Source organism: Rhizobium sp. R635 (genome assembly GCF_002211285.1).
Classification (GTDB): domain Bacteria; phylum Pseudomonadota; class Alphaproteobacteria; order Rhizobiales; family Rhizobiaceae; genus Rhizobium.
In genome coordinates this window covers 147,537-172,450 of sequence record NZ_LOKX01000032.1, presented here as the reverse complement: position 1 = coordinate 172,450, position 24,914 = coordinate 147,537, and the positions used below count along the sequence as shown (strand labels likewise).

At 62.1% G+C, this 24,914-nt stretch carries 23 protein-coding genes; 6 read left to right on the top strand and 17 right to left on the bottom strand.

Annotation, left to right across the window (positions count from 1 at the left end):
- Window positions 1-3: 3 nt before the first annotated feature.
- From ATY78_RS20350 to ATY78_RS20270, 17 genes are all read right to left on the bottom strand, one after another.
- Window positions 4-855 carry an ABC transporter permease subunit gene (locus ATY78_RS20350; protein WP_088684108.1) on the bottom strand — a complete coding sequence of 284 codons (852 nt, stop codon included), beginning with the start codon at window positions 853-855 and terminating at the stop codon, window positions 4-6.
- Window positions 852-1,700, bottom strand: a complete 849-nt coding sequence (locus ATY78_RS20345) for an ABC transporter permease subunit (RefSeq protein ID WP_088684107.1) — start codon at window positions 1,698-1,700, stop codon at window positions 852-854. The genes ATY78_RS20350 and ATY78_RS20345 overlap by 4 nt, the downstream gene beginning before the upstream one ends.
- Before the next feature lie 20 nt (window positions 1,701-1,720).
- Window positions 1,721-2,812 carry a glycine betaine/L-proline ABC transporter ATP-binding protein gene (locus ATY78_RS20340; RefSeq protein WP_088684106.1) on the bottom strand — a complete coding sequence of 364 codons (1,092 nt, stop codon included), beginning with the start codon at window positions 2,810-2,812 and terminating at the stop codon, window positions 1,721-1,723.
- An 87-nt stretch (window positions 2,813-2,899) separates the two neighbouring features.
- Window positions 2,900-3,751, bottom strand: a complete 852-nt coding sequence (locus ATY78_RS20335; protein ID WP_088684105.1) for a glycine betaine ABC transporter substrate-binding protein — start codon at window positions 3,749-3,751, stop codon at window positions 2,900-2,902.
- 72 nt (window positions 3,752-3,823) lie between these two features.
- Window positions 3,824-5,170 carry an FAD-binding oxidoreductase gene (locus tag ATY78_RS20330; protein ID WP_088684104.1) on the bottom strand — a complete coding sequence of 449 codons (1,347 nt, stop codon included), beginning with the start codon at window positions 5,168-5,170 and terminating at the stop codon, window positions 3,824-3,826.
- Window positions 5,167-6,684, bottom strand: coding sequence for an aldehyde dehydrogenase (locus tag ATY78_RS20325; protein ID WP_088684103.1), 1,518 nt, complete (start codon window positions 6,682-6,684; stop codon window positions 5,167-5,169). The genes ATY78_RS20330 and ATY78_RS20325 overlap by 4 nt, the downstream gene beginning before the upstream one ends.
- Window positions 6,677-7,588, bottom strand: a complete 912-nt coding sequence (locus ATY78_RS20320) for a dihydrodipicolinate synthase family protein (RefSeq protein WP_088684102.1) — start codon at window positions 7,586-7,588, stop codon at window positions 6,677-6,679. Before ATY78_RS20320 ends, ATY78_RS20325 begins: the two co-directional genes overlap by 8 nt.
- Window positions 7,585-8,301, bottom strand: coding sequence for a GntR family transcriptional regulator (locus ATY78_RS20315; protein WP_088684101.1), 717 nt, complete (start codon window positions 8,299-8,301; stop codon window positions 7,585-7,587). The genes ATY78_RS20320 and ATY78_RS20315 overlap by 4 nt, the downstream gene beginning before the upstream one ends.
- A 358-nt stretch (window positions 8,302-8,659) precedes the next feature.
- Window positions 8,660-9,232: an S-(hydroxymethyl)glutathione synthase gene (gene gfa, locus ATY78_RS20310; RefSeq protein WP_088684100.1), complete on the bottom strand. Its 573-nt coding sequence runs from the start codon at window positions 9,230-9,232 to the stop codon at window positions 8,660-8,662.
- Between the two features lie 55 nt (window positions 9,233-9,287).
- Entirely contained in the window at window positions 9,288-10,124 is an 837-nt protein-coding gene (fghA, locus tag ATY78_RS20305; RefSeq protein ID WP_088684099.1) for an S-formylglutathione hydrolase, read from the bottom strand.
- Window positions 10,125-10,126: 2 nt separating this feature from the next.
- Entirely contained in the window at window positions 10,127-11,254 is a 1,128-nt protein-coding gene (locus ATY78_RS20300; protein WP_088684098.1) for an S-(hydroxymethyl)glutathione dehydrogenase/class III alcohol dehydrogenase, read from the bottom strand.
- 36 nt (window positions 11,255-11,290) lie between these two features.
- On the bottom strand, window positions 11,291-12,955 hold the full coding sequence (locus ATY78_RS20295) for an electron transfer flavoprotein-ubiquinone oxidoreductase (RefSeq protein WP_088684097.1): 1,665 nt from the start codon (window positions 12,953-12,955) through the stop codon (window positions 11,291-11,293).
- A complete protein-coding gene (locus ATY78_RS20290; protein ID WP_088684096.1) occupies window positions 12,952-13,653 on the bottom strand; it encodes a dimethylsulfonioproprionate lyase family protein in 702 nt (233 codons plus the stop codon). Before ATY78_RS20290 ends, ATY78_RS20295 begins: the two co-directional genes overlap by 4 nt.
- A 16-nt stretch (window positions 13,654-13,669) precedes the next feature.
- On the bottom strand, window positions 13,670-14,599 hold the full coding sequence (locus tag ATY78_RS20285) for an electron transfer flavoprotein subunit alpha/FixB family protein (RefSeq protein WP_088684095.1): 930 nt from the start codon (window positions 14,597-14,599) through the stop codon (window positions 13,670-13,672).
- Between the two features lie 26 nt (window positions 14,600-14,625).
- Window positions 14,626-15,375: an electron transfer flavoprotein subunit beta/FixA family protein gene (locus tag ATY78_RS20280; RefSeq protein ID WP_088684094.1), complete on the bottom strand. Its 750-nt coding sequence runs from the start codon at window positions 15,373-15,375 to the stop codon at window positions 14,626-14,628.
- A 138-nt stretch (window positions 15,376-15,513) separates the two neighbouring features.
- Complete coding sequence (locus ATY78_RS20275) at window positions 15,514-16,116, bottom strand: dimethylsulfoniopropionate lyase (RefSeq protein WP_088684093.1); 603 nt, start codon at window positions 16,114-16,116, stop codon at window positions 15,514-15,516.
- 42 nt (window positions 16,117-16,158) lie between these two features.
- Entirely contained in the window at window positions 16,159-18,195 is a 2,037-nt protein-coding gene (locus ATY78_RS20270) for an NADH:flavin oxidoreductase (RefSeq protein ID WP_088684092.1), read from the bottom strand.
- 149 nt (window positions 18,196-18,344) lie between these two features.
- Between ATY78_RS20270 and ATY78_RS20265 the strand changes: the two genes are divergently transcribed.
- The 6 genes from ATY78_RS20265 (at window position 18,345) to ATY78_RS20240 (ending at window position 24,176) form a co-directional block, all read left to right on the top strand.
- Entirely contained in the window at window positions 18,345-18,974 is a 630-nt protein-coding gene (locus ATY78_RS20265; protein ID WP_088684091.1) for a TetR/AcrR family transcriptional regulator, read from the top strand.
- 11 nt (window positions 18,975-18,985) lie between these two features.
- On the top strand, window positions 18,986-19,780 hold the full coding sequence (locus tag ATY78_RS20260; protein WP_088684090.1) for a pyrroline-5-carboxylate reductase dimerization domain-containing protein: 795 nt from the start codon (window positions 18,986-18,988) through the stop codon (window positions 19,778-19,780).
- Window positions 19,781-19,847: 67 nt separating this feature from the next.
- Window positions 19,848-20,849, top strand: a complete 1,002-nt coding sequence (locus tag ATY78_RS20255) for an ABC transporter substrate-binding protein (protein WP_088684089.1) — start codon at window positions 19,848-19,850, stop codon at window positions 20,847-20,849.
- A gap of 94 nt (window positions 20,850-20,943) precedes the next feature.
- Window positions 20,944-21,831 (top strand): proline/glycine betaine ABC transporter permease, encoded by an 888-nt coding sequence (locus ATY78_RS20250; protein ID WP_088684088.1) that lies wholly within the window; start codon window positions 20,944-20,946, stop codon window positions 21,829-21,831.
- On the top strand, window positions 21,824-22,903 hold the full coding sequence (locus ATY78_RS20245) for a glycine betaine/L-proline ABC transporter ATP-binding protein (protein WP_088684087.1): 1,080 nt from the start codon (window positions 21,824-21,826) through the stop codon (window positions 22,901-22,903). The genes ATY78_RS20250 and ATY78_RS20245 overlap by 8 nt, the downstream gene beginning before the upstream one ends.
- 19 nt (window positions 22,904-22,922) lie before the next feature.
- The gene (locus tag ATY78_RS20240; RefSeq protein ID WP_088684086.1) at window positions 22,923-24,176 is read left to right on the top strand and encodes a DUF3422 domain-containing protein; all 1,254 of its coding nucleotides are present in this window, start codon (window positions 22,923-22,925) and stop codon (window positions 24,174-24,176) included.
- Window positions 24,177-24,914: the final 738 nt, after the last annotated feature.

The following is a 24,914-nucleotide window of genomic DNA, read 5'->3' as shown; positions in this document are numbered from 1 at the left end:
TGCTCATCTCGCCTTCGGCAGACTGCCGCGGTCGAGCAGGCCGCGCGACAGCCGGTCGAGCAGCAGGGCGACCGCGACGATCGCAAGGCCCGCCCGCAGGCCAAGCCCCATCTCCATGCGCGTCAGGCCGCGCGTCACTTCCGCGCCGAGACCGCCGGCGCCGACGAGGCCGGCGAGCACGACCATCGCCAGCGACAGAAGGATGCACTGGTTGAGCCCGACGAGCAGCGTCTGCTTGGCGAGCGGGATCTCGATCTTCCAGAGGATCGAGCGCGGCGGCGCGCCGATGGCGCTGCCGAGCTCGATGAACACCTTCGGCACCTGGTTGAAGGCGAGTGTCGTCAGGCGCAGCATCGGCGGAATGCCGTAGACGATGGTGGCGATGATGGCCGGCACGCGCCCGAGGCTGAAGATCATCACCGCCGGAATGAGGTAGACCCATGGCGGCACGGTCTGCATCACGTCGAGGATCGGGCGAACCACGGCCTCCAGCGTCTTGTAGCGCGAGCAGAGCACGCCGATCGGGAAGGCGATCAGCACGGAAATCATGACGGCGACGGTGACCAGCGCGAGCGTCTGCATCGATGCCGTCCACAGCCCGACGAGAAGGCAGAAGCCGAGGCAAAGGCCGGCAAGGATGGCGGCGCGCAGGCTGACGGCGAAGAACGCCAGGACGACGACGATCGCGATCAGCGCAAAGGGGGGCACGAAGAGAAGCGCCGCCTCGATTGCCGAAAGGACCGCTTCGACCACCGCACTGATGGCAGCAAAGAGCGGGTGAAGGTTGGTGTTGAGCCAATCGACCGCAGGCGCGAGGAAAGCGCCGGGCGAAAACTGCAGGTTCGCAGGATTCATGACTTCCTCCCTGTTCCCAGGCGGGCAGCGCTCTGGGTTATCCGGTCAATCACCATGGTCAATACCACGATGGCGATCGCGCCATTGATCGAGGTCGCGATATCGAGCGTTCTGATCGCGCCATAGATCGTCTCTCCGAGCCCGCCGGAGCCGACGATGCCGGCGATGACCACCATGCCGAAGGCCATCATCAGGCTCTGGTTGATGCCTGCCATGATGCTCGGCAGCGCAAAGGGAAGGCGGATCTTGAAGAACATCTTCGCCGGCGTCATTCCGAGCGCCTCTCCGAGTTCGATGAACTCCTTGGGCGTCATCCGGATGCCGAGAGAAGTCAGGCGGATGGCCGGAGGCACGGCGACGATCACCGTCGCGATCATCGCGGTGGCAGGGCCGTAGCCGAGCACGGCGATCGCCGGCAGCAGGTAGATATAAGGAGGCAGCGTCTGGATCAGGTCGAGGCCCGGTTCCATGAAGCGGTCGAGGCCGGTAAAGAAACCAGCGGCAATGCCGATCGGGATGCCGATCGCCAAAGCGAGCGAGGTCGCGGTCAGCACCAGACCCAGCGTGCTCATCGTTTCCGGCCAGAGACCCATGGAAAAGCAGAGCGCCAATGCGACGCCGGCGAGAGCGCCGAACCAGACATTGACCAGCCGCCAGCCGATGAGCGCCACGATGAGGGCGATCACGTAAAAGGGTGGAAGCTGCAGGAGCCACAGGATCCCGTCATAGAGCCCTTCGAGCACCTGCCTGATATAGTCGAACAGGAACTCGCCATTGTCGCTCACCCATTCGAGCGCCGAGTCCGTCCATTCGTCGAAAAGATCGGTGAAGGCTGAAGTATCCATCTCAATACCTCCAGTTGGGATCACGCCGCCGTCAGATCGTGGGCGGAGGTTCCCTTGACGCCCATCAGCAGGCTGCGCGGCGTGACGACGCCGACGACCTGATCGTTGTCGACGACGGCGATGGCGTCGCGCTCCGACTGCATCGTCAAGGTGATGAGCTCGTCGATGTCGGCGTCCGGCGTCGTGCGCGCCAGCGACGCGATATCGGAATTCGGCGCGCCCTGCTGGAACTCGGAAACGCTGCGCATGACGGAATGCGCCTTGATCAGGTGAAGGCGGGAAATGCCCGCGACGAATTCGGCCACATAGGCGTCGGCCGGATTGAGGATGATTTCCTCGGCCGTGCCGGTCTGGATGATGACGCCGTCCTTCATGATGGCGATGCGGTCGCCGATGCGGATCGCCTCGTCGAGGTCATGCGTGATGAAGACGGCCGATTTGCCGAGGGCTTTGGTCAACTGGCGGAATTCATCCTGCAGCTGGCGGCGGATCAGCGGGTCGAGGGCGCTGAACGGCTCGTCCATCAGGATGATCTCGGGATCGGAAGCCAGCGCGCGCGCAAGCCCGACGCGCTGCTGCATGCCGCCGGAAAGCTCGCCCGGATACCGGCTCACCCAATCGGCGAGGCCGACCTTCTCGAGTGCTGCGGCGGCAGTCTTGTTTCGCTGCGGTTTCGCGATCCCCTGGACTTCCAGTCCGAAGGCCGCATTTTCCAATACCGTGCGATGCGGCAGGAGGGCGACGCTTTGAAACACCATGCCGATGTTCTTGGCCCGCATCTGCCTGAGATCGGCCGGCGACAGGCTGGCGATGTCCCGTCCCTTGACGAGGACCTTGCCGGAGCTCGGCGTGATCAGCTTGTTGAGAAGGCGGATGAGCGTCGATTTTCCGCTTCCCGACAGGCCCATGATGCAGAAGATTTCGCCGCGGCGGACCTGGAGGCTCGCCTCGGATACACCGACGACGCAGTTGAATTCCTGCAGGACTTCCTTCTTGCCGAGGCCGCGTTCCCTGATCGATTTCATCGCAGCGGCGGACTTGGCGCCGAAGACTTTCCACAGGGACTGACAGTCGATCAGGACATCATTGAAATCGGTGTTTACGGTTTTCATGGCGATCCCCTTTGAGCCAATTGGCGCCGGCTTCTTTCATTGGGCTTCAGGGTGGCCGCCCGGTGGAGCGGACGGCCACGAGGCGTCTTAGTTCTTCTTGATGTTTTCCCAGCGCTTGATCAGGTCGGCATGGGCGCCGATCCAATCCTGCACGGCCTGGTCCATGGTCTTGCCGTCCTTGACCGCACCGTTGATGGTGGTGATGTCGGCGATCGGCACGTAGACGCTGGCCATGACTTCGCGGGCATGCGGATATTCTTCGGAGAAGCCCTTGTGGCCGATCCAGTAATAGGTCTGCGGCGGCGGGAATACGCCCTTCGGGTCCTTGAGGTACTTGACCTCGTACTTCTGGACCATCCACGACGGCTCCCAGATCGTGACCGCGATCCATTCCTGGCGGTCGTAGGCGGATTTCAGCGCCGCCGTCATCGCGGCCGTGCTGCCTTCGACGAGCTGGAGCTTCAGGCCGTAATCCTTGACCGCATTCGCCGTATCGCGCATCAGGCCGGCGCCCGGCTCGATGCCGATGATCTTGCCGCCGAACTTGTCGGCGTTTTCATTGAGCTGTTCCAGCGAGTCGATCGGGACATATTTCGGAACGGCAACGCCCTGGTAGAGGCCATGCGACACCGGCGAAATCTTTTCGAGACGGTTCTTGTTCTTGTCCCAATAGTCCGAGGCCACGTAGTCGGTCTGCGAGGTGAGAGCCTGGATATCGCCCTTGGCGAGAGCGGCATAGGCGATGCCCCATTCGGAGAACTCGGTCACCTTCACCGTGTAGCCGGCGTCTTCGAGAACCTTCTTGGTGATGCCGGTGATGGGCGTCAGGTCTTCCCACGCCATCGTGCCCAGATTGATCGTCTTTTCTTCCGCGCGAGCGGGAAGGATGCTGATCCCCACCATCGCAGCGGCGCAAAGCGCCTTCCACAAATTTTTCATTGTTGTTACTCCTGTTTTACGTTCCCTTTGAAGTCTGCTGACGGGCAGCTTCATATTGCGTGACCCGAGGAATCATCCCTCGCGGCCTGCACGCAATTCCTGAAAGCGGATGACCGAGTTGACGCCGAGCCACGCGATGGGCTCTGGCGGCAGTCTGGTCGGTTCCGGCTGGTTCTTGAATTTGTCGAGCTCGGGGCTGCCGGCGCCCGATGCCAGGTCGGCCGCCATCATTCCCGCAAGCGTGCTCTTGACGGTGCCGAGACCGTTTTCGCAGCAGGCGGAGAACAGCCCTTCTTCGACCTCGCCGAAGGCCGGCACATGGTTGCGGCTGAGGCAGAGCGCGCCCGCCCAGCTATATTCCATCGGCAGGCGCTCCATTCCGGGAAACCGGGCGTCAAAGGACCGGCGCTGTTCGGCGGCGATACCGGCGACGCGCTTTTCCGACACTTTGAGGCTCGGGTCGTAGGTGAACCGCGTCCTGACGACGATCCTCGAACGGCCGTCGGTGGTGATCTTGCGCACCGTTGCGCCCATCGGATCGGCCGGCAGCAGCGCCCAGCGATCGACGCCGGTGACATCGCCTGCAAATTCGTTCTGGGAAAAAGCCGCCGTCATCGAAGCATAGGTGAAGATATGCATCAGCCGGCCGCGGAAATGGCCGAAGCTTTGAATATGGCCGTTCACGCCCAGAATGACCTTCGGCGCGGAGACGGAGCCGCGGGCGGTCTTCGCCTTCCAGCTCCGGCCTTCGCGCGAAAGCTCCAGCACCGACGAGTGTTCGTGGATGGCGACCTTCGAGGAAAGGCCGCGCGCCAGGCCGCGAATATAGTCGGCGGGCTGGATCATCACCGCGCCCGGCGTATAGAGCCCGCCGCGATAATAGCGCGAGCCCGTCATCTCCCGCATCTGATCGGCGTCGAGAACGCGATGTTCCTCGCCGATCTTCTCCAGCGACTTCCTGTAGTTGTCGTTGAGCCCGAGCCCGCGCTCGGAAGCGGCCGCATTCACCTTGCCCGAGGGATCGAATGTTTCCCTGGACAGGCCGTATTCGGCCGCGACATCCGCTGCGAAGGAGATCGCCATGCGGTTCTGCCGGATCTCCTCCTTGGTCGCCTCTTCGTCGGATACCGAATACTCGCCCGAGGACAGGTTGTGCGGCACGTCGATCATGAAGCCGGAATTCCTGCCGGCCGGTCCCTTGGCGAGTTCGCGCGCCTCCAGGATGACGATCTTGTCCTGAGGGCGCGACTGTGAGAGGCGGCGTGCCGCCGACAGGCCGGCAAATCCGCCGCCGATGATCAGCCAGTCGGCGGTTATGTCGTGTTCAAGCGCCGTCACGGGAAAGGCACGCTCACTCATCGCCTCCCATCCCGAGACACCGGTATCGGTCGGCAGGTGCTTGATCACATGTCGGCTCATCGGATCGTCTCGTCGACAGACCGTTCGGATACGTCGATCCAGATGGTCTTCAGTTCGCAGTAATTGTCGTGGGCGAAGATCGACTTGTCGCGGCCGCCGAAGCCGGACTCCTTGTAGCCGCCGAACGGCGTGCTCGCATCGCCCTCGCCGAAGCAGTTGACGGTGACCAGACCCGCACGGATATCCCGCGACACCCGGATCGCATTGCGCAGGCTGCCCGTGTAGACCGACGCGGTCAGGCCGTAATTGGTGTCATTGGCGAGAGCCACGGCTTCGGAGAGGGTCTCGAATGTCGTTACCGACAGGATCGGCCCGAAAATCTCCTCCTTGAACAGGCGGCTGGCCGGTGTGACGCCGTCAACGACCGTGGGCTCGATGTAGACGCCGTCCTGGGTCTGCCCGCCGAAGGCCAGCGAAAGCTTCTCGCTCTTCACGTCGTCGAGGAACGACCTCACCTTTTCGAAATGGCTCTTGCTGACGAGCGCCCCGATGCGGTTTTCCGGATCGAGCGGATCGCCGGTCTTCCACTCGCGCATATAGGCGCCGATCCGCTTGAGGAGTTCGTCCTTGATGCTGGCGTGAACGATGAGGCGCGAGGATGCGCTGCAGTTTTCGCCCATATTCCAGAAGGCGCCGTTGACCACCTGCTCGGCGACGAGATCGAGGTCTTCAGCGTCTTCAAGCACCACGGCCGGGTTCTTGCCGCCGCATTCGAGCACCACCTTCTTGAGGTTGGAATCGGCCGAGTAGTGGAGGAAGCGACGGCCGGTGGGAGTCGATCCGGTAAAGGCGACCATGTCGACATCCATATGCAGGCCGAGCGGTTCGCCGACATCCTTGCCGCTGCCGGTGACGACGTTGAAAACGCCTGCCGGGATACCGGCCTCGAGCGCCAGTTCGGCGACACGCAGCGTCGTCAGCGTGGTTTCCTGGGCGGGCTTGACGATCACCGAGCAGCCGGCGGCGAGCGCCGGCGCGATTTTCCAGGCGAGCATCAGCAGCGGGAAATTCCATGGCAGGACGCAGGCGACCACGCCGATAGGTTCACGAACGACCATGGCCAGCGCATTGGGGCCGACGGAATTGGTGTTGTCGTACAGCTTGTCGATCAGCTCCGCATGCCAGCGGATCGTGTGGATCGTGTCGGGGACATCCACGGTCTGGCACTCGCGGACCGGCTTGCCGCTGTCGAGGCTTTCCATGACGGCAAGTTCGTGACGGTTGCGCTCCAGCAGCTTTGCGAACTCGATCAGCGTTTCCTTGCGCGCGCCAGGCGTCAGCTGACGCCAGCGGCCATCGTCGAAGGCTTCGCGGGCCTTGGCGACGGCGTAGTCGACGTCGCCTGCATCACAGGCAGCGATCTCGGCGAGGAGTTCGCCGGTTGCGGGATTGGTGGATTTGAAGGTCTTGCCCGACTTCGCCGGACGGTACGCGCCGTCGATGAAGGCATTGGTGGGCAGAGTGAGGTCTTTGGCGAGTGCCTTGTATTCGGCGGCGGTCAAAGGTTCATGCATGGTTGGCTCCCGACGTGATCTGGGCGACCGTGCGCTTCAAAGTGGCGACGACAGTCTCAAGGGTTCTTTTCTCTTCGGAGGTCATGCCGCGCAGCGGCGCGCGCACCGGGCCTGCCTTCAGGCCGATGATTTCGCAGCCGTGCTTGATCGACTGGACGAACTTGCCGCATTCGAGGAAATCCATCAGCGGCAGCATCGCGCTCATGATCGCCCGGCCCTTGTCGAAGTTCTTTTCGACGACGCAGGCTTCGTAGAGGGCGACATGCTCGCGCGGCAGGAAGTTGGAGCCGGCGCAGACCCAGCTCTTCGCGCCCCAGGCGAAGAACTCGAGCGCCTGGTCGTCCCAGCCGCAGGACAGCGCGATATGCGGAAACTTCCGGGCGAGCAGGTGAAGATTGCCCATGTCGCCGGAGCTTTCCTTAATGGCGACGACGTTCTTCGACTTGCCGACGCGGGAGAAATACTCCTCGCCCATCACCACGCCCATGCGGGCGGGATAGTTATAGAGCATGATCGGCAGGTTCGCGGCGCGGTCAACCGTCAGGGCATGAACAGCGTTTTCGCGTTCGGTCGGCAGCGCATAGGGCGGCGACGACACCAGGATCGCATCCGCGCCGATTTCCTTCGCCGCCTTTGCATATTCGACCGAATCCTCGGTGCGCGTGGCGCCGGTGCCGATGATGAGCGGCAACCGAGTTCCGATGACCTCTTTCGCGTAAGCCGCAAGCTCGAAACGCTCCTGGCCGCTCTGGGCGTAGTATTCGCCCGTCGAGCCGCCGACGATGATGCCGTGGACGCCGGCCTCGATCAGCGATTCGAGCACGGCGGCAAATGCCGGCCGGTCGATCTGACCACTCCGGTCGAGCGGCGTGATCGCCGGCGTATAGATCCCCTCAAATTTCACGATGACTTCTCCAATAATTGCGTGGCCGGACCGCCGACGAAGGCGTCCGCCTTGAGGCCTTGCGGAGCGATGAACATCTCCATGTTCTCGCGGGACAATTCCCAGTGTTCGAAAACGAGGTCGACGACGGCGTCCTCATCGTGAGCGCCAAGCGCTGCGATGAAGCTGTCGTGATGCTCGACGGCCAGCCGAAGCCGCCGCCGCATGTCCTCGTTTCTCGGCCGGAAGAACGTGTGGCCGATGCGCGCGTGGTCGATCAGCAGCCGGCCCAGGCTCGGCTGCATGTAGACGTTGCCCGACATCTCGCCGAAAATTTCGTGAAAGCGGTTGTTCTCCAGAACCATCGCCAGCGGGTCCATGGTCTCGCTGGCGGCTCGGAAGCGCTCCTGCGTCTGCCTCAGGTCGGACAATTGCGCAGGCTTGAAATTCTGCACCGCGAGACGGCCGATCGCCGCATAGATCATCGGCGCAACGAGGAAGAAATTCCGCAGCGTGGAGTGGTTCATCGGGATGACCCGCGCCCCCCTGTTCTCGCGGATATCGATATAGCCCTCACCGGCCAGACGGCGGAATATGTCCCGCACCGGGGTCCGCGACAGGCCGTACCTCTCACTCAGACTGACCTCGTCCAGATCGGCGTCCGGATCCAGCTCCATCGTCAGAATCTGGCGTTTCAGATCTTCGTAGAGATTGCTCTTGGGTGTCTTCGCCATCGTCGATCTCCGACCGCTCGTTGCCCTACGCTTGTGAAGATGACACGCCTCCCGGACGGAGTCAACAATTGTGTACTCTATGTACACATTCATTATTCTTAAGATACACAATAAACGGAGAGCATGCGGTTGAGCGCCGACGATGATCGGCGTCCCCATGCAAGGGAGAACGTTTCCGCCGATCGAGGGGCTTGATGCCCTGCGTGTTTCAGGAGTGACCGACACAGCGAAAACCCCGCGGCGGCAGCCGTCGCGGGGTTCGTCTCATGGGCTATTGTGGCAGGTCGGCGAGATTGTCTCTGGCCGAGGTCGATCGCTGAACTTCAAAAGGAGCGCCTGTTCGGCGCTCCCCGAAGAATTATGCGGCGAGAACGCCGCTCTTCTTGGCGGTCCAGGTGGCGATATAGTCCATCAGGCCGGGCGAGAGGCAATCATAGGGTTCGAGGCCCGATGCCTTGAGCTGCGCCCTGACGGCGTCCATCTTCGAAGGGTCGAAGCCGCTTTCGATGATCGACGAGACGAAGGCCGCGAAGCCGGGCTTCGCCCAGCCGCTTTCCTGGAAGCGCTCGGGATGGACGAACGACAGCCCCTGGAACGGATGTTCGCGCTCGACCGGACCGTACATATGCACGCCGCACTCCTTGCAGGCATGGCGCTGGATCAAGGCCGCGGGATCGACGACAGCGAGCTTGTCGCCGTTTTCGAGCACCTCGACATTTTCGGTCGGCGCCACCGCCACCACCGAGAAGGCCGCTCCCTCTGGCTTCCAGCATTTGGTGCAGCCGCAGGCGTGGTTGTGGGCGATGTCGCCCTTGATCCTGACCTTGACGGGGTTGCTCGCGCATTTGCACACGAGCGTCCCGCCCGCAAAGGCGGCGTCAGTCGCTCGAAAGCCTGAATCCACTGCCGGATGAATGGCTATGCTGCTCATTGATTTTCTCCTTCCCTCCCTGGCCGTTTGCGTTATGCCCGGCCGAGCTCTGCAATCAATTTCCCAGCCTCTGCGCGTGCCAGCGCAGATGGTCTTCCATGAATGTCGAAATGAAGAAGTAGGAATGGCCGTAGCCTTCCTGCATGCGGAGCTTGAGGTTGATATCAGCCGCCTCGCAGGCTTGTCTCAACTCGTCGGGGCGCAGCCCATCCTCCAGGAAGCTGTCCGCCGTTCCCTGGTCGACGAAGAGTTCGGGGAAACGATGCCCGTCCTCGATCAGCGAGCAGGCGTCATAGGCCCGCCAGGTCTTTTCGTCGGCTCCGAGATATTTCCGGAAGGCCGGCTTCGACCAGCCGGAAACCGAGGGATGGCTGATCGGCGCGAAGGCCGAGCAGCTGCGGAAGCGATCCGGGTTCTTGAGCGCGATCGTGATCGCGCCGTGTCCGCCCATCGAGTGGCCGAAGATCCCCTGGCGGTCCATGTCGACCGGAAACTCGGCTCCAACAAGCTTCGGCAATTCGTCGGCGATATAGCTGTACATGCGATAATTCGCCGAATAGGGCGGCTCGGTGGCGTCGACGTAAAAGCCCGCACCCTTGCCGAACTGCCAGTTGTCCGCTTCGTCGGGAACATGGTCTCCGCGAGGGCTGGTATCCGGGCAGACGACGATCAGGCCGAGTTCGGCGGCAAGCCGCCGATACTCGCCCTTGTCCATGACATTGGCATGCGTGCATGTCAGGCCGGACAGATACCACAGAACCGGCAGCTTGCCCTTGGCGGCCTGCGGCGGCACGAACACCGCAAAGGTCATGTCGCAATCGCAGGCCTCGGAGCGTTCGACGTAAACGCCCTGCGTGCCGCCGTAAGACTTGTCGGTCGAGATCGTCTTCATGCTCAATAGACCACCACGCCGCGGATCGATTCACCCTTATGCATCAGGTCGAAGCCCTTGTTGATGTCTTCGAGCGGCATGGTGTGGGTGATCATCGGATCGATCTGGATCTTGCCCTGCATGTACCAATCGACGATCTTCGGAACGTCGGTGCGCCCGCGCGCGCCGCCGAAGGCCGTGCCCATCCAGTTGCGCCCGGTGACGAGCTGGAACGGCCGCGTCGAGATTTCCTGGCCGGCGCCGGCAACCCCGATGATGATGGATTTGCCCCAGCCGCGATGCGAAGCTTCGAGCGCCTGGCGCATCACCTTGGTGTTGCCGGTGCAGTCGAACGTATAGTCGGCGCCGCCGATCAGGTCGCCGTTGCGCTTGGTCATGTTGACCAGATAGGGCACGATGTCGTCACCGACTTCCTTCGGATTGACGAAATGCGTCATGCCGAACTTCTCGCCCCAGGCCTTGCGATCCGGGTTGATATCGACGCCGATGATCATGTCGGCGCCGGCAAGCCGCAGCCCCTGCAGCACGTTCAGGCCAATGCCGCCGAGGCCGAAGACGATCGCGGTCGCGCCGATCTCGACCTTGGCGGTATTGATGACCGCGCCGATGCCGGTGGTGACGCCGCAGCCGATGTAGCAGACCTTGTCGAAGGGCGCGTCGGGATTGATCTTGGCGAGCGCGATCTCCGGCAGCACCGTGTAATTGGCGAAGGTCGAGCAGCCCATATAGTGATGGATCTTGTCCTTGCCGATCGAGAAGCGGCTCGTGCCGTCCGGCATCACGCCCTGACCCTGGGTTGATCGGATCGAGGTGCAGAGATTGGTCTTGCGCGACGTGCAGGAATAGCACTCGCGGCATTCGGGTGTATAAAGCGGAATGACGTGGTCGCCCTTCTTGACCGAGGTGACGCCCGGGCCGACGTCGACGACGATGCCGGCGCCCTCATGGCCGAGGATGGCGGGGAAGAGGCCTTCCGGGTCGGCGCCCGACAGGGTGAAGTCGTCGGTGTGGCAGATGCCGGTCGCCTTGATCTCCACCAGCACTTCGCCGGCCTTCGGGCCGTCGAGCTGCACGGTCATCACTTCGAGCGGTTTTCCTGCCTGAACGGCAACGGCGGCGCGAACGTCCATTTCGATATCCTTCCTCTTAAATTGAATTTTCGGTTGTCACATATTCGGATAGACCGGCCCCTCGCCGCCCTGCGGCGGCACCCAGTTGATGTTCTGGTTGGGGTCCTTGATGTCGCAGGTCTTGCAGTGCACGCAGTTCTGGGCGTTGATGACGAAGGTCTCCTCACCATCCTTCTCCACCCATTCGTAGACGCCGGCCGGACAGTAACGCGTCGACGGACCGGCATAGATGTCGTGCTCCGATCGCTTCTGCAGCGCCATGTCCTTGACCTTGAGATGCACCGGCTGGTCCTCCTCGTGATTGGTGTTCGACAGGAACACCGAGGACAGACGGTCGAAGGTCAAAACGCCGTCCGGCTTCGGATAGGCGATCGGCTTGTGGTTTGCGGCCGGCTCCAATGACTGCGCATCGGTCTTGCCATGACCAAGCGTGCCGAAGAAGGAAAAGCCGAACAGCGTGTTGGTCCACATGTCGAGACCGCCGAGCGCCACGCCCAGCGCCGTGCCGAACTTCGACCACAGCGGCTTGACGTTCCTCACCCGCTTCAGGTCCTTGCCGATGTCGCCCTTGCGCCATTCGTTCTCGATCTCGATGACCTCGTCATGGCTGCGGCCCGATGCGATCGCCGCCGCCACCTTCTCGGCCGCCAGCATGCCCGACAGCACCGCATTGTGGCTGCCCTTGATGCGCGGCACGTTGACCAGACCGGCCGAACAGCCGATCAGCGCGCCGCCGGGGAAGGTGAGCTTCGGCACCGACTGGTAGCCGCCCTCGGTGATGGCGCGAGCGCCATAGGAGAGCCGCTTGCCGCCCTCGAAGGTGCCGCGGATCGCCGGATGCGTCTTGAAGCGCTGGAACTCCTCGAAGGGGTAGAGATAGGGGTTCTTGTAGTTCAGATGCACGACGAAGCCGACCGCCACCAGATTGTCTTCGAGATGATAGAGGAAGGAGCCGCCGCCGGTCTTCATGCCGAGCGGCCAGCCGAAGGAGTGCTGCACCAGACCCGGCCTGTGGTTCTCGGGCTTGACCTGCCAGAGTTCCTTGATGCCGATGCCGAACTTCTGCGGCTCGCGATCCTTCTGCAGGTCGAACTTGGCGATCAGTTGCTTGGCGAGCGAGCCGCGCACGCCTTCGCCGATCAGCACGTATTTGCCGAGCAGTTCCATGCCGCGGGTATAGTTCGGGCCGGGCTCGCCGTTCCTCTCGATGCCCATGTCGCCGGTGGCGACACCAATGACGGCACCCGCCTCATTGTAGAGCACTTCGGTTGCGGCAAAGCCCGGATAGATCTCGACGCCGAGTTCCTCCGCTTTGCCAGCCAGCCATCGACAGACGTTTCCGAGCGAGACGATGTAGTTGCCGTGATTGTTCATCAAGGGCGGCATCAGCATGTTCGGCAGGCGGATCGAGCCGGCCGGGCCGAGCACCAGGAAATGATCGGCCGTCACCTCGGTCTTGAAGGGATGATCGCCATCCTCGCGCCAGCCGGGCAGCAGCCTATCGATGCCGATCGGATCGACGACGGCGCCTGACAGGATATGCGCCCCGACCTCGGCGCCCTTCTCCAGCACCACGACCGACAGTTCCGGATCGACCTGCTTCAGCCGGATCGCCGCCGCCAGACCGGCCGGACCGGCGCCGACGATCACGACGTCGAATTCCATGCTCTCGCGTTCGGGCAGGTCAGTCATCTCGCTCATCCATTCGTCTCCGGCTCGACCTGGCACCAGACCGCGAGAAGCGGGCGGGCCGTGCATCTTATCGCGAAGGATTGCCCGGCGTCGTTTGCGAAGACTGTGCCGGTCGCGGCAGAAAACCACTGGGAATCGCCAAGGGAGATTTCCGCCGGCGACAGCAAAAGGAAAGCGCGCGGCTGCGTCTGAACATGATCGGGGAACCGGGTGTAGCGATTCATATAGATGACGCCGAGCCGGAGATCGGCGCGTTCCTCCATGCCGCCAGGCCCGACCACGACCGCATGGGAGTGCGTATTGCCGAAATTCAGGCTGGCGAAGGGTCCGGAGCGGCCGCGCCGCCAGAGCAGGCTGTCGGCGAGGCTGCGGAATTGGCCGGCGAGCGCCTCGTATTTCCGTCCTGACTTTGCAAGATGCGTAATGGCATCATCAAGGCCTTCCGGCGCGCCGGGAAGAGGCTGGCCCTCGGCGCGCATCTTGCCTGTCTTGAGCAGCTTCTGGAGAACCTTGCCGGCGACGAAACTGGCAACGGCAGGAGCTTCCGCCGACAGCATCAGCCCGCCGACGCCGTTGAGGAATTCCTGCAGCGGCTGCGGACGCCTCTCCCTCCCGATGTCGTGCAGCCGAACATAGGCCGGCTTCGTATCATCGTTGAGGAGAAGGTCGGCACCAGGTTTGATTGGACGTCCCACGACGCGAGCCACGTTCGGTTTCTCCCGCTCAGAGCACCTTCTGCAATTCCGGCAGTGCGTCGAAGAGATCGGCGACGAGGCCGTAGTCGGCGACCTGGAAGATCGGCGCCTCCTCGTCCTTGTTGATGGCGACGATCACCTTACTGTCCTTCATGCCGGCCAGATGCTGGATGGCGCCGGAAATACCGGCGGCGATATAGAGATCGGGCGCGACCACCTTGCCGGTCTGGCCGACCTGCCAGTCGTTCGGCGCATAGCCGGCATCGACGGCGGCACGCGATGCGCCGACGGCGGCGCCGAGCTTGTCGGCAACCGGCAGGATGACTTCCTTGAACTTCTCGGCAGAACCGAGTGCCCGGCCGCCCGAGATGATGATCTTCGCCGAGGTCAGTTCCGGACGTTCCGAGGCCGACAGCGCATCGGAGACGAAACGCGACAGGCCGGGATCGGAGACAGCCGGGATTGCCTCGACACTTGCCGAACCACCTTCACCAGCGGAGGCGAAGGAAGCGGTGCGCACGGTGATGACCTTCTTGGCATCGCTTGCCTGCACCGTCTGGATGGCATTGCCGGCATAGATCGGACGCTTGAAGGTATCTGATGAAACGACCTCGATGATCTCGGAGACCTGGGCGACATCGAGAAGAGCGGCCACGCGCGGCAGCACCGTCTTGCCGACCGAAGTCGCGGCCGAGAGGATCGTGTCGTAGGAACCGGCCAGCGAAACGATCAGGTCGGAAAGCGGCTCGGCCAGATTGTTGGCAAGCTCGTCGCTTTCGGCGAGCAGCACCTTCGAGACGCCGGAGAGTTTTGACGCCGCATCGGCCGCAGCCTTGGCGCCCTTGCCGGCGACCAGCACATGGATATCGCCGCCGATCTGGCTTGCCGCGGTCAGCGCCTTGGCGGTCTGGTCGGAAAGGCTGGCATTGTCATGATCGGCCAGAAGAAGAATGGTCATTGATAATTACTCCTATTCCAACCCGATTAGAGCACGCCGGCTTCGTTCTTCAGCTTGTCGACGAGTTCGGCGACCGACTTGACCTTGACGCCGGCCTTGCGGCCGGACGGCTCCTCGGTCTTCAGCACCTTCAGCCGCGGTGTCGTATCGACGCCAAAATCGGCTGGCGTCTTCTTGTCGAGCGGCTTCTTCTTCGCCTTCATGATGTTCGGCAGCGAGGCATAACGCGGTTCGTTGAGACGCAGATCGGTGGTGACGACCGCCGGCAGCTTGATCTCGATCGTCTGCAGGCCGCCATCGACCTCGCGGGTCACGGTCGCCTTGCCGTCACCAATCTCGATCTTCGAGGCGAAGGTCGCCTGGGCCGAACCCAAGAGCGCCGCCAGCATCTGGCCGGTCTGGTTCGAATCGTCGTCGATCGCCTGCTTGCCCGTGATGATCAAGCTCGGCTGTTCGGCATCGGCGACCGCCTTCAGGATCTTGGCCACAGTGAGCGGCTCGACGGCATCGTCGGTCTCGACCAGGATCGCCCGGTCGGCGCCCATGGCAAGTGCCGTCCGCAGCGTCTCCTCGGCCTTGGCCGGGCCGATCGACACGACCACCACTTCCTCCGCCTTGCCGGCTTCCTTCAGCCGCAGCGCCTCTTCCACCGAGATCTCGTCGAACGGGTTCATCGACATCTTCACATTGGCAAGCTCGACACCCGTGCCATCCGGACGAACCCGGATCTTCACGTTGTAGTCGACAACCCGTTTGACGGGCACGAGAATCTTCATGTGCGAACCCCTTTTATTCCAAAGCGCGCCGCGATCTTTCAGATTCGCTTGGCCCGCGCTCTAATTCTTTGTTTTACGCATGCCGTTATCGCAAAACCGCTGCACGGCTTTGCGCGACATGCTTCAGACTTCAGGCCGTCAATGCGGCCGATCGGCAAGCAGCACCCAGAAGGCGAAGAGCGGCGTCTCCACCGACCTCATGGCATGTTTGATCCCGGGAATATTGTAGAACGATCCGCCGATACCAGGCGAAAACCAGTTCCCCTCCCCCTGCTGGAACTCCCCCTTGGAAAGCACGAGATAGACTTCCTCCGGCGCATGGTCGTGATCGGGATAGCGCACGTGAGGCGCCATCAACGTCACGCCGAACCACAGGTCGCTTCGCTCCTCCAATCCGCCCGGCCCGACGATCATGGCATTGGCATGCCCATCGACGAAATTGTCGCTGGCCGTGTGGTCATACTTGGTGCGTCGACCCCATTCAAGCATTGGCTCGATGCCTTTGAACCCCTCGATCAACCGCGCCAGGCAAGCATAGGACGTATCGACCGCGAGCGCCATATCGAGGTGAGCGCAGACGGGCAGCCGGCTTCCCTTGCCCCCGCGCGCCGTTCCCGGTCGTTCCAGCGCCGCAAAGATCTGACCGACCGAGCGGCGGGCTTCCGGAGCCTCGGCGAACTGGCCGAAAGCCAGGGAAGCCGCCTCCAGGAAGTGCTGGAGGCTTTCATTACGCACACTCATATCATCCTCTCCCGATCGGCTGGCAGCCGGCAGTTATTGCGATCATATATCCTTCGCGATGCGCAGACCGTCATAGACAGCGGCATGCGTGTTGCGCGCAGCGACGGCATCGCCGATCCGGAACAGCTGGAATTTGCCCTCGGGATTGCGAATGACGGATTGCGGCTCCCCCTGCAGAAGCTGGTCGTGCGAGATCTCGCCGAGGTTTTTCGACTTGGGCTTCAGTTCGAAATAGAGCTCGTCGAGCGGGATGGTCCCGTGATTGACGACGATCTGGTCGTAGCTGTGCTGCCGGGCAATGCCGCCGTAATCGCTGCCGATATGAGCGACGAGCTGGTTGCCGCTCTTTTCGACGGCCTCCAGGCGATAGGTAACGGTGAAGGTCACGTCGTACTTCTGGAGCGAACGCATATAGGGCACCAGGTTCATGGCCATGACCTCCGGCGCGAAGGACCGGTCCGGCGTCATGATCTCGACCTTGGCGCCCGATTTGGCGAGGAACTCCGCCGCCTGCAGGCCGGCATGATCGCCGGCATCGTCGAAGATCAGCACGTTGGAGCCGGCCTTCACGTCGCCGGAAATGATGTCCCATGAGGAGACCACCAGCTCGTTGCCGTTCGTCAGAACTTCCGTATGCGGCAGGCCGCCGGTGGCGATGATGACGACGTCAGGATTTTCGGCCTCGATCGTGTCGGCTTCGGCCCAGCTGTTGAAGTGGAAGGTGACGCCGTATTTCTCGCACTGGCTCATGCGCCAGTCGATGATGCTGATCATTTCCCTGCGGCGCTCGCTCTGGGCGGTGAGCCGGATCTGGCCGCCCGGATTGTTCGCCGCTTCGAAGACGACGACCTCATGGCCGCGCTCCCCGGCGACGCGCGCCGCTTCCAGACCAGCCGGGCCGGCGCCGACGATGACGACCTTCTTTTTATGATCGGCCTTCGCAAGAATATGCGGCATGGTCAGCTCGCGGCCGGTGGCGGCATTGTGGATGCAATAGGCAGCCCCGCCCTGATAGATGCGGTCGAGACAGTAGTTGGCGCCGACGCAGGGGCGGATATCCTCTTCCCGCTTCTCGATGATCTTGCGGACGATGTGCGGGTCGGTCATGTGCGCACGGGTCATGCCGACCATGTCGACCTTGCCGGCTGCGATCGCGTGGCGCGCTGTGGCGACGTCGGGAATCTTCGCGGCGTGGAAGGTCGGGAAGTTGGTCGCGGCGCGGATTTCACCGGCAAAATCGAGATGGGGCGAGTTCGCCATGCCCTGGATCGGGATGACGTCGGTCAGGCCGGCATCGGTGTCGATGTGACCGCGAATGACGTTCAGATAGTCGATGAGGCCGCTGTCGCGCAGCCGCTTCGAAATCTCGATGCCTTCGGCCTGGCCGTTGCCACCGGGCAGACATTCGTCCGCCGTATAGCGCACGCCGAGAATGAATTCGTTCCCGACCCTCTCGCGGACCGCCTTGAACACATCGAGACAGAAGCGCATGCGGTTTTCGAGCGCGCCGCCATAGGGGCCGTCGAGTTCGTTGGTCAGCGGAGACGCGAACTGGTCGATCAAGTGGCCGTAGGCCTCCAGCTCGATTCCATCCATGCCGCCTGCCTTCATGCGCTCGGCCGCATCGGCGAAATCCTTGATGATGCGCTCGATATCCCAGTCTTCCATCTTCTTCGGGAAGGCGCGGTGCGAAGCTTCGCGATGATGCGACGGAGCGACGACGGGCAGCCAGTCGCCCTTGTCCCAGCGCGTGCGCCGGCCGAGATGGGTGAGCTGGATCATGATCGCCGCCCCCTCTTCATGCACGGCGTCGGTCATCTCCCTGATCCAGGGCACGATTTCGTCCTTGTAAGCCAGTAGGTTGTTGAAGACGGGCGGACTATCCCTGGAAACGGCGGCCGAGCCCGCCGTCATCGTCAGGGCCACGCCGCCCTTGGCGCGCTCCACCGTATAGGCCCGATATTTCTCCTTCGGCATGCCGTCCTCGGGATAGGCCGGCTCGTGCGAGGTGACGATGATACGGTTACGCAACTTCAAATGCTTGAGCTGGTAGGGCTGAAGGAGAGGATCGTTCGACATGGGCCGTGGTTCCGTATTAAAAATATGTCAGACGAGACGCTAAGCGCAATGTACATATGTGTCAATGTTGAAAACAAGTAAGTCGTTATTTTCGACACTTGTGTACATTTTTCTTGCGCAAGGCTCCGGAATTTGATAGGAGATAATGTATGGATCAGGCTTTGAACGACACTGGCTGGCGCGGATCACAGGAGGGATGGCTGGAAGCGGCTTACCACTCCCTTCTGGATTCAGGCGTGGATTCGGTGAAAATTCTGCCTCTGGCGAAGAAGCTCAACCTCTCACGAACGAGCTTCTACTGGTTCTTCAAGGATCGGGAGGAACTGTTGAGCGCACTCGTGGCGCGATGGCGCGAGAAAAACACCGGCAATATCGTCAAGCAGTCCGAAGCCTACGCGGAATCTCTGGCCGAAGCGATGCTCAACGTTTTCGATTGCTGGCTGAACACCGACCTCTTCGACGCCAAATTCGAGTTTGCCGTACGTAGCTGGGCGCTGCAGTCGGACGAACTCCTGGCCGAGGTCCAGCAGGCCGATCAAATTCGCATGGAGGCGCTCAAACGCATGTTCATGCGGTTCGGGGTACCAGAAACGACATCAGATGTCAGAGCGCGGACAACTTACCTCGTTCAGATCGGCTACATTTCCATGCAATCGAGGGAGGAACTCGCCATCCGCATGAAACGGATTCCGGAGTATATCGCGATCTACACGGGCGAAGTGCCGCAGCAGAGGGAGCTCGACCGCTTCTTCGCCCGGCATGGCTATAGGCCCGGCTAGAGGAAACCGAGATGAGCGTTTCCTTGAGGATCGGTATTATTGGCGGCGGCGGCTGGCTCGGTGGAGCCATCGCCGGTTCGATCCTCGATTCCGGCCTGGTCGATCCTCAAAATCTCTGCCTCTCCTATCGCAGAGAGCAGCCGCAGCGCTTCCCGGATTCCTTCTGGACCGCCGACAGCCAGGAGCTTGCCGACCGCTCGGACGTGATCCTTCTCTCCGTCCGCCCGGACGACTGGCATCCGCTTCAAGTCGACGCCGCCGGCAAGCTCGTCATCTCGGTCATGGCCGGCATTCGCCTGAGCGCCCTTTCGGAGCGCCACAAGACCGGCCGCGTCGTGCGCGCCCTGCCGAATGCCGCTGCGGAAGTGGCGAAATCCTATACGCCCTGGATCGGCGCGAGCGGCATCACCGGGGATGACCGGGCGCTCGTCCGCGCCATTTTCGAAACCTGCGGGTCTGAAGACGAGGTCGCAAGGGAAAGCGACATCGATTACCTCACCGGCCTTACCGGCTCCGGGCCGGCATTCCCGGCCCTGCTTGCCGCGGCCATGATGCGCGACGCCGTTGCTCATGGCCTGCCGGCCGAGGTTGCGCGCCGTGCCGTCAACACGGTGATATCGGGCGCCGGCCGGCTGCTCGATCGCAGCGACGAATGTCCCGATGACGTCGTTCAGGCCTTTCTCGACTATCGCGGCACCACCGCGGCAGCCATCGAAACGATGCGCGCCGCCGGGTTCGACGCTTCGGTCGCCAGTGGCCTTTCGGCGGCATTCAAGAAATCGGTGAGTATGGGAGAACCTTCCTGACAACCGTTGGAACGGGTTCTGCGGCGCCCCGTTCGACAACACAAGCCGTTAAGCAGAGGGAACGAGAATGAAGAAACTACTTGCATCGACATGTTTGACGTTCGGCCTGATCGGCGGCGCGTCTTTCGCCAGCGCCGCCGAATGCGGCAGCGTGACCATCGCCAGCATGAACTGGCAGAGCGCCGAAGTTCTCTCCAACCTGGACAAGTTCATCCTGAACGAAGGCTACGGCTGCCAGGCCGACATCACCGTCGGCGACACCGTCCCGACGATCACCTCCATGGCCGAGAAGGGCCAGCCGGATATCGCGCCCGAAGCCTGGATCGACCTGCTGCCCGACGTCGTCAAGAAGGGCACGGACGAAGGCCGTATCGTCCAGGTCGGCTCGCCGCTGCCGGACGGTGGCGTGCAGGGCTGGTGGATTCCCAAATACATCGCCGAGGCGCATCCCGATATCAAGACGATCGGCGACGTGCTGAAGCATCCGGAACTCTTCCCCGATCCCGAGGATGCCAAGAAGGGCGCCATCATCAACGGCCCGCAGGGCTGGGGCGGCACCGTCGTCACCTCGCAGCTCTACAAGGCCTTCGACGCCGAGAAGGCGGGCTTCACGCTCGTTGACACCGGCTCGGCTGCCGGTCTCGACGGCTCGATCGCCAAGGCTTACGAACGCAAGGAAGGCTGGGTCGGCTACTACTGGGCGCCGACCGCGCTGCTTGGCAAATACGCGATGGTCAAGCTGGAAGCCGGCGTGCCGGAGGATGCCGCCGAATGGAAGCGTTGCATCACCGTTGCCGATTGCCCCGACCCGAAGGCCGCAGCGTGGCCGGTCGACCACGTCGTCACCCTGGTTGCCAAGCCCTTCTCCGAAAAGGTCGGGCCTGAGGTGATGGACTACCTGAAGAAGCGCTCTTGGTCCAACGACACTGTCAACAAGCTGATGGCCTGGATGACCGACAATCAGGCGACCGGCGAAGACGGCGCCAAGCACTTCCTTGAAGAAAACAAGGACATTTGGACCAAGTGGGTCTCGCCTGAAGCAGCCAAGAAGATCGAAGCTGCGCTTTAACATTGACTAACGCGGTGCGCGAAAGCGCACCGCCTCTCGCTGCCGATAAAATCAAAAAGACTGCCACGGCTCTTTGAAGAAAAAGGGGATCCGAATGGAATGGTTTTATAAATTCCCACACATGAACGACGACGCGCTTCGAAATCTGAAGAAGGCGATCGACGACGGTTTTCGTGCCTTTACGCGCAGCTATGGCGACGGCATCGAAAGCCTCTTCGTCCCGCTCCAGCATTTCCTCATCGCCGCCGAGCGCTTCATGACGCAGACGCCCTGGCCGATCATTACGGCGATCATCCTCGTCATCGCATGGTTTGCGAGCCGCAGCCTGAAGATCGTCGTCGGCTGTCTCGTCACATTGCTGCTGATCGGCTATTTCGACATGTGGGACGACACGATGCGGACGGTCTCGATGATCTTCGTCTGTACCGTGCTCTCCATCGCCATCGGCATTCCGATCGGCATCCTGATGGCCCGCTCAGACCGGCTGCAGCGTATCGTCAACCCGATCCTCGACGTCATGCAGACGATGCCGAGCTTCGTCTATCTCATCCCGGTCGTCATGCTGCTCGGCATCGGCAAGGTGCCAGGCCTGATCGCCGTCGTCATCTACGCCATCCCGCCGATGATCAGGCTCACCGATCTCGGCATCCGTCTGGTCGACAAGGACGTGCTGGAAGCCGCCGACGCCTTCGGGACGTCGCGTTCGCAGAAGCTGTTCAAGGTGCAGTTGCCGCTGGCGCTCCCCACCATCATGGCCGGCATCAACCAGACGATCATGATGGCGCTCGCCATGGTGGTCATCGCTTCCATGATCGGCGTCCAGGGCCTCGGCCAGCCGGTGCTGAAGGCAATTGCCAACCAATACTTCACGCTGGGCATTTTCAACGGCCTTGCCATCGTCGGCATCGCCATCATCTTCGACCGGGTCAGCCAGGCTTATGGCAAAAGGCTCCAGAAGCATCAGGAGACCGTCCATGGCTGAGCATCGTTTCGGCGGCATCAAGATCCGCCACCTCTACAAGATCTTCGGCCCCAACCCCACGACCTATGTCGACGCGGTCCAGAAGGGCCTGACGAAGACCGAACTCAACGAAAAACACGGTCATGTCCTCGGCCTCAGGGATATCAATGTCGAGATTCCCTCCGGCTGCATTCAGGTCATCATGGGCCTTTCCGGTTCGGGCAAGTCGACGCTCATCCGCCACATCAATCGCCTGATCGATCCGACATCGGGCGAAGTGCTGGTCGACGGCGTCGACGTGGTGAAGATGAACGAAGCCGAATTGCGGACGTTTCGCCGGCAGCAGACGGCGATGGTGTTCCAGAAGTTCGCACTTCTGCCGCACCGCAATGTCCTCGACAACACCATCTTCGGCCTCGAAGTGCAGGGCATGGAGCGTGCGAAAGCCGTTGAAATCGCCATGCGCTGGATCGAGCGCGTCGGGCTGAAGGGCTTCGAGCGGAAATATCCGAACCAGCTTTCCGGCGGCATGCAGCAGCGCGTCGGCCTGGCGCGCGCACTTTCCAACGATGCGCCGGTGCTTCTGATGGACGAGGCCTATTCGGCGCTCGACCCCTTGATCCGCACGGATATGCAGACGGTCCTTCTCGACATCCAGAAGGAGATCAAGAAGACCATCGTCTTCATCACCCACGATCTCGACGAGGCTTTGCGCCTCGGCGACCAGATCGCCATCCTGCGCGACGGCGAAGTCATCCAGCAGGGCACCAGCCAGGACATCGTCCTGCGCCCGGCCGACGACTACATCGCCAACTTCGTCAAGGAAGTGAACCGGGGCCGCGTCATCCACGTCGAAGCCGTCATGACGCCGGTGCACTCCGGTGCGGCGCCGGTCGGGCTGGCGATTGCGGCGGGAACGACCGTCGAAGAAGCCGTCCGGATGCTGGCGTCCGCGCCGGAAGGCGATGCCAGGGTGATTTCTCCATCCGGGGAAACTTTGGGCCTCGTCACTTTCCGTCAACTTGCCAGCGCTATGGTGAACTCGCAAGAGGCGGCTCACCAACGCAATAGTGCCCTTTCGGTCGCGCTCTGAAGCTCCGTGAGGGAGAGGCATGCCACTGGCGTCCGAGCATCCGCTGCGCAAGGAGTTACACAACGAGCTCCATGCGCGGCCGTCGCTTTATTTTGACGGCGACACCGATGTCTGGCACGTCGCCATCGTCGGCGACAACGCCCCTCCTCCGCTTCCCGCTTCTCTGCCGGGATTGGAGGATGTTTCCACGACACACCAGGGCAGCCACGGCATCGGCCGCTTCGGCGGCGGCCGGCTGAAATGGGAAGCCCATACCGAATTCCTGACCCTCACCTTCGTCATCCCCGCATCCGCCGAACCCGGCAGCAACCCGCCTGAAGCCTTTCAGACCTGCTGCCGGCAGATCGACGGCAAGGTCATTGCCGCCGTCCGCGTGCTGGTTCGCGACGAGAAGGACGGGCAGGCTCTCGAAAAACCGAAGCTCGACTATGTCGCATCCAAGGTCGGCGGCGGCGATGCGGAAGTGCATTCGAATTTCCGGCTGAGCGACAGCGGTTTCGTCGAATTCCTGTTCTTCAATCGAAACCTCAACGCCTATCGCACCGGCCGCATGGTCAGGCGCTTCCTGGAGATAGAGACTTACCGGATGATGGCGCTTCTGGCGCTGCCGATGGCGCGTGAGACGGTGTCGAAACTTTCGGCCTTCGACCGGCGCCTCGACCTCCTGATCGCGCATATGCAGAGCGCCGTCAAAGTCGACAAGGCGCTGCTTTCCGAAGTGACCAGGCTCTCTTCCGATGTCCTCAATTTCTCCGCGCTCGCCCGCCACCGTTTCGGCGCGACGAACGCCTATGCCGAGATCGTCGCCAGCCGCCTGTCGGAGCTTCGCGAGGAGCGCGCCGAGCAGCGTCAGCGGATCGGCACCTTCATTGACCGGCGATTCCAGCCGGCCGTCCGCTCGGTCCGCGCCGCCGAACGCCGCCTCGACGAACTGGCCGAACGCGTCAGCCTCGCCGGCGACCTGTTGAGAACCACGGTGCAGGTGCAGCTCGAAGACCAGAACGCCTCGCTGCTGACCTCGATGGAAGAGCGGGCGCGCATCCAGGTGCATATTCAGCAGGCGGTCGAAGGCTTCTCCGTCATCGCCATCACCTATTATGCCATCGGCCTCGCCAAGATCTGCCTCGAAAGCATCTCCGCCCTGGGCGTCGATCCGCACGTGACCAAACTCGCCGTTCTCGGCGCCATCCCCCTCGTGCTCTTTGCCGTCTGGACCGCGGTTCGCCATGTCCGCAGGAGCATTGCCGGCGCCCCCACCAAAGCGCACGAATAGCGCGCGGGCGGCGCGATCCTCGACCGACGAGCCTGGCATGAACACTTCGCTTATGCCAAATGAGAAATTTGAGATCTGTGTCCGCTTTGCGCAGGCCAACACCTCGAACGGCCGGCCCGGATGTTTAGTCCAAAAATCGGAATCGCTTTTCGAAAAGCGGGATGTGAGGATTGAAAGTGTTCGATCCCTCGTGCGCCCGAAAGGAAGCACGGCGCTCCGGGAGAGAGCCCGCCTATACATTTTGCGCAAGTTTAGTCCAGACTGCGTCGCGAAAAACCGATCGGCCAATAATATCGTGATCCGATAATTGCTCGATCGCTGTGGAACAATAAGATGACTTTTGACCGGGTCCATGATGGTCCGCGGTCCCAAAGCGAAATCCATCCATCCGTCACCCCAAGAGGATGGAAGGATACATCCATACGCACCCCATCCTGTGCGTATGCTTGCCTGTCTGCCTGCCGAAGGCCATCTCAGCGGTCCACTAGATATCCTTCGGCAGGCAACCTCGCGCCCCCTCGATCACATTTGCACCCGCGCCCGGCTAGAACGCACCATCAAACCCGCAGTTTGATGCGGCCGACTTGCTGCGCTCCGAACTCGGATCGTGTAACATCAGGCTAAGCTTCCTATCACCCCTCCGCCTGTACCGACGCGACCGAGGAAGGTGGTCAATGGCGACCTGCGCGGCCGCAAGAAGAACATGCGTCAAACCGGCATCCATGTATGTCGGATGCC

Bases quoted from the DNA above. Each gene is read 5' to 3' on its own strand.
- ATY78_RS20335 (WP_088684105.1), bottom strand. From the start codon at position 3,751: ATGAAAAATTTGTGGAAGGCGCTTTGCGCCGCTGCGATGGTGGGGATC.
- ATY78_RS20240 (WP_088684086.1), top strand. From the start codon at position 22,923: ATGCCACTGGCGTCCGAGCATCCGCTGCGCAAGGAGTTACACAACGAG.
- ATY78_RS20260 (WP_088684090.1), top strand. From the start codon at position 18,986: ATGAGCGTTTCCTTGAGGATCGGTATTATTGGCGGCGGCGGCTGGCTC.
- ATY78_RS20340 (WP_088684106.1), bottom strand. From the start codon at position 2,812: ATGAAAACCGTAAACACCGATTTCAATGATGTCCTGATCGACTGTCAG.
- ATY78_RS20325 (WP_088684103.1), bottom strand. From the start codon at position 6,684: ATGCATGAACCTTTGACCGCCGCCGAATACAAGGCACTCGCCAAAGAC.
- ATY78_RS20275 (WP_088684093.1), bottom strand. From the start codon at position 16,116: ATGAGTGTGCGTAATGAAAGCCTCCAGCACTTCCTGGAGGCGGCTTCC.
- ATY78_RS20330 (WP_088684104.1), bottom strand. From the start codon at position 5,170: ATGAGCCGACATGTGATCAAGCACCTGCCGACCGATACCGGTGTCTCG.
- ATY78_RS20265 (WP_088684091.1), top strand. From the start codon at position 18,345: ATGGATCAGGCTTTGAACGACACTGGCTGGCGCGGATCACAGGAGGGA.
- fghA (WP_088684099.1), bottom strand. From the start codon at position 10,124: ATGAAGACGATCTCGACCGACAAGTCTTACGGCGGCACGCAGGGCGTT.
- ATY78_RS20300 (WP_088684098.1), bottom strand. From the start codon at position 11,254: ATGGACGTTCGCGCCGCCGTTGCCGTTCAGGCAGGAAAACCGCTCGAA.
- ATY78_RS20270 (WP_088684092.1), bottom strand. From the start codon at position 18,195: ATGTCGAACGATCCTCTCCTTCAGCCCTACCAGCTCAAGCATTTGAAG.
- ATY78_RS20350 (WP_088684108.1), bottom strand. From the start codon at position 855: ATGAATCCTGCGAACCTGCAGTTTTCGCCCGGCGCTTTCCTCGCGCCT.
- ATY78_RS20315 (WP_088684101.1), bottom strand. From the start codon at position 8,301: ATGGCGAAGACACCCAAGAGCAATCTCTACGAAGATCTGAAACGCCAG.
- ATY78_RS20250 (WP_088684088.1), top strand. From the start codon at position 20,944: ATGGAATGGTTTTATAAATTCCCACACATGAACGACGACGCGCTTCGA.
- ATY78_RS20280 (WP_088684094.1), bottom strand. From the start codon at position 15,375: ATGAAGATTCTCGTGCCCGTCAAACGGGTTGTCGACTACAACGTGAAG.
- ATY78_RS20285 (WP_088684095.1), bottom strand. From the start codon at position 14,599: ATGACCATTCTTCTTCTGGCCGATCATGACAATGCCAGCCTTTCCGAC.
- ATY78_RS20345 (WP_088684107.1), bottom strand. From the start codon at position 1,700: ATGGATACTTCAGCCTTCACCGATCTTTTCGACGAATGGACGGACTCG.
- ATY78_RS20295 (WP_088684097.1), bottom strand. From the start codon at position 12,955: ATGAGCGAGATGACTGACCTGCCCGAACGCGAGAGCATGGAATTCGAC.
- ATY78_RS20255 (WP_088684089.1), top strand. From the start codon at position 19,848: ATGAAGAAACTACTTGCATCGACATGTTTGACGTTCGGCCTGATCGGC.
- ATY78_RS20245 (WP_088684087.1), top strand. From the start codon at position 21,824: ATGGCTGAGCATCGTTTCGGCGGCATCAAGATCCGCCACCTCTACAAG.
- gfa (WP_088684100.1), bottom strand. From the start codon at position 9,232: ATGAGCAGCATAGCCATTCATCCGGCAGTGGATTCAGGCTTTCGAGCG.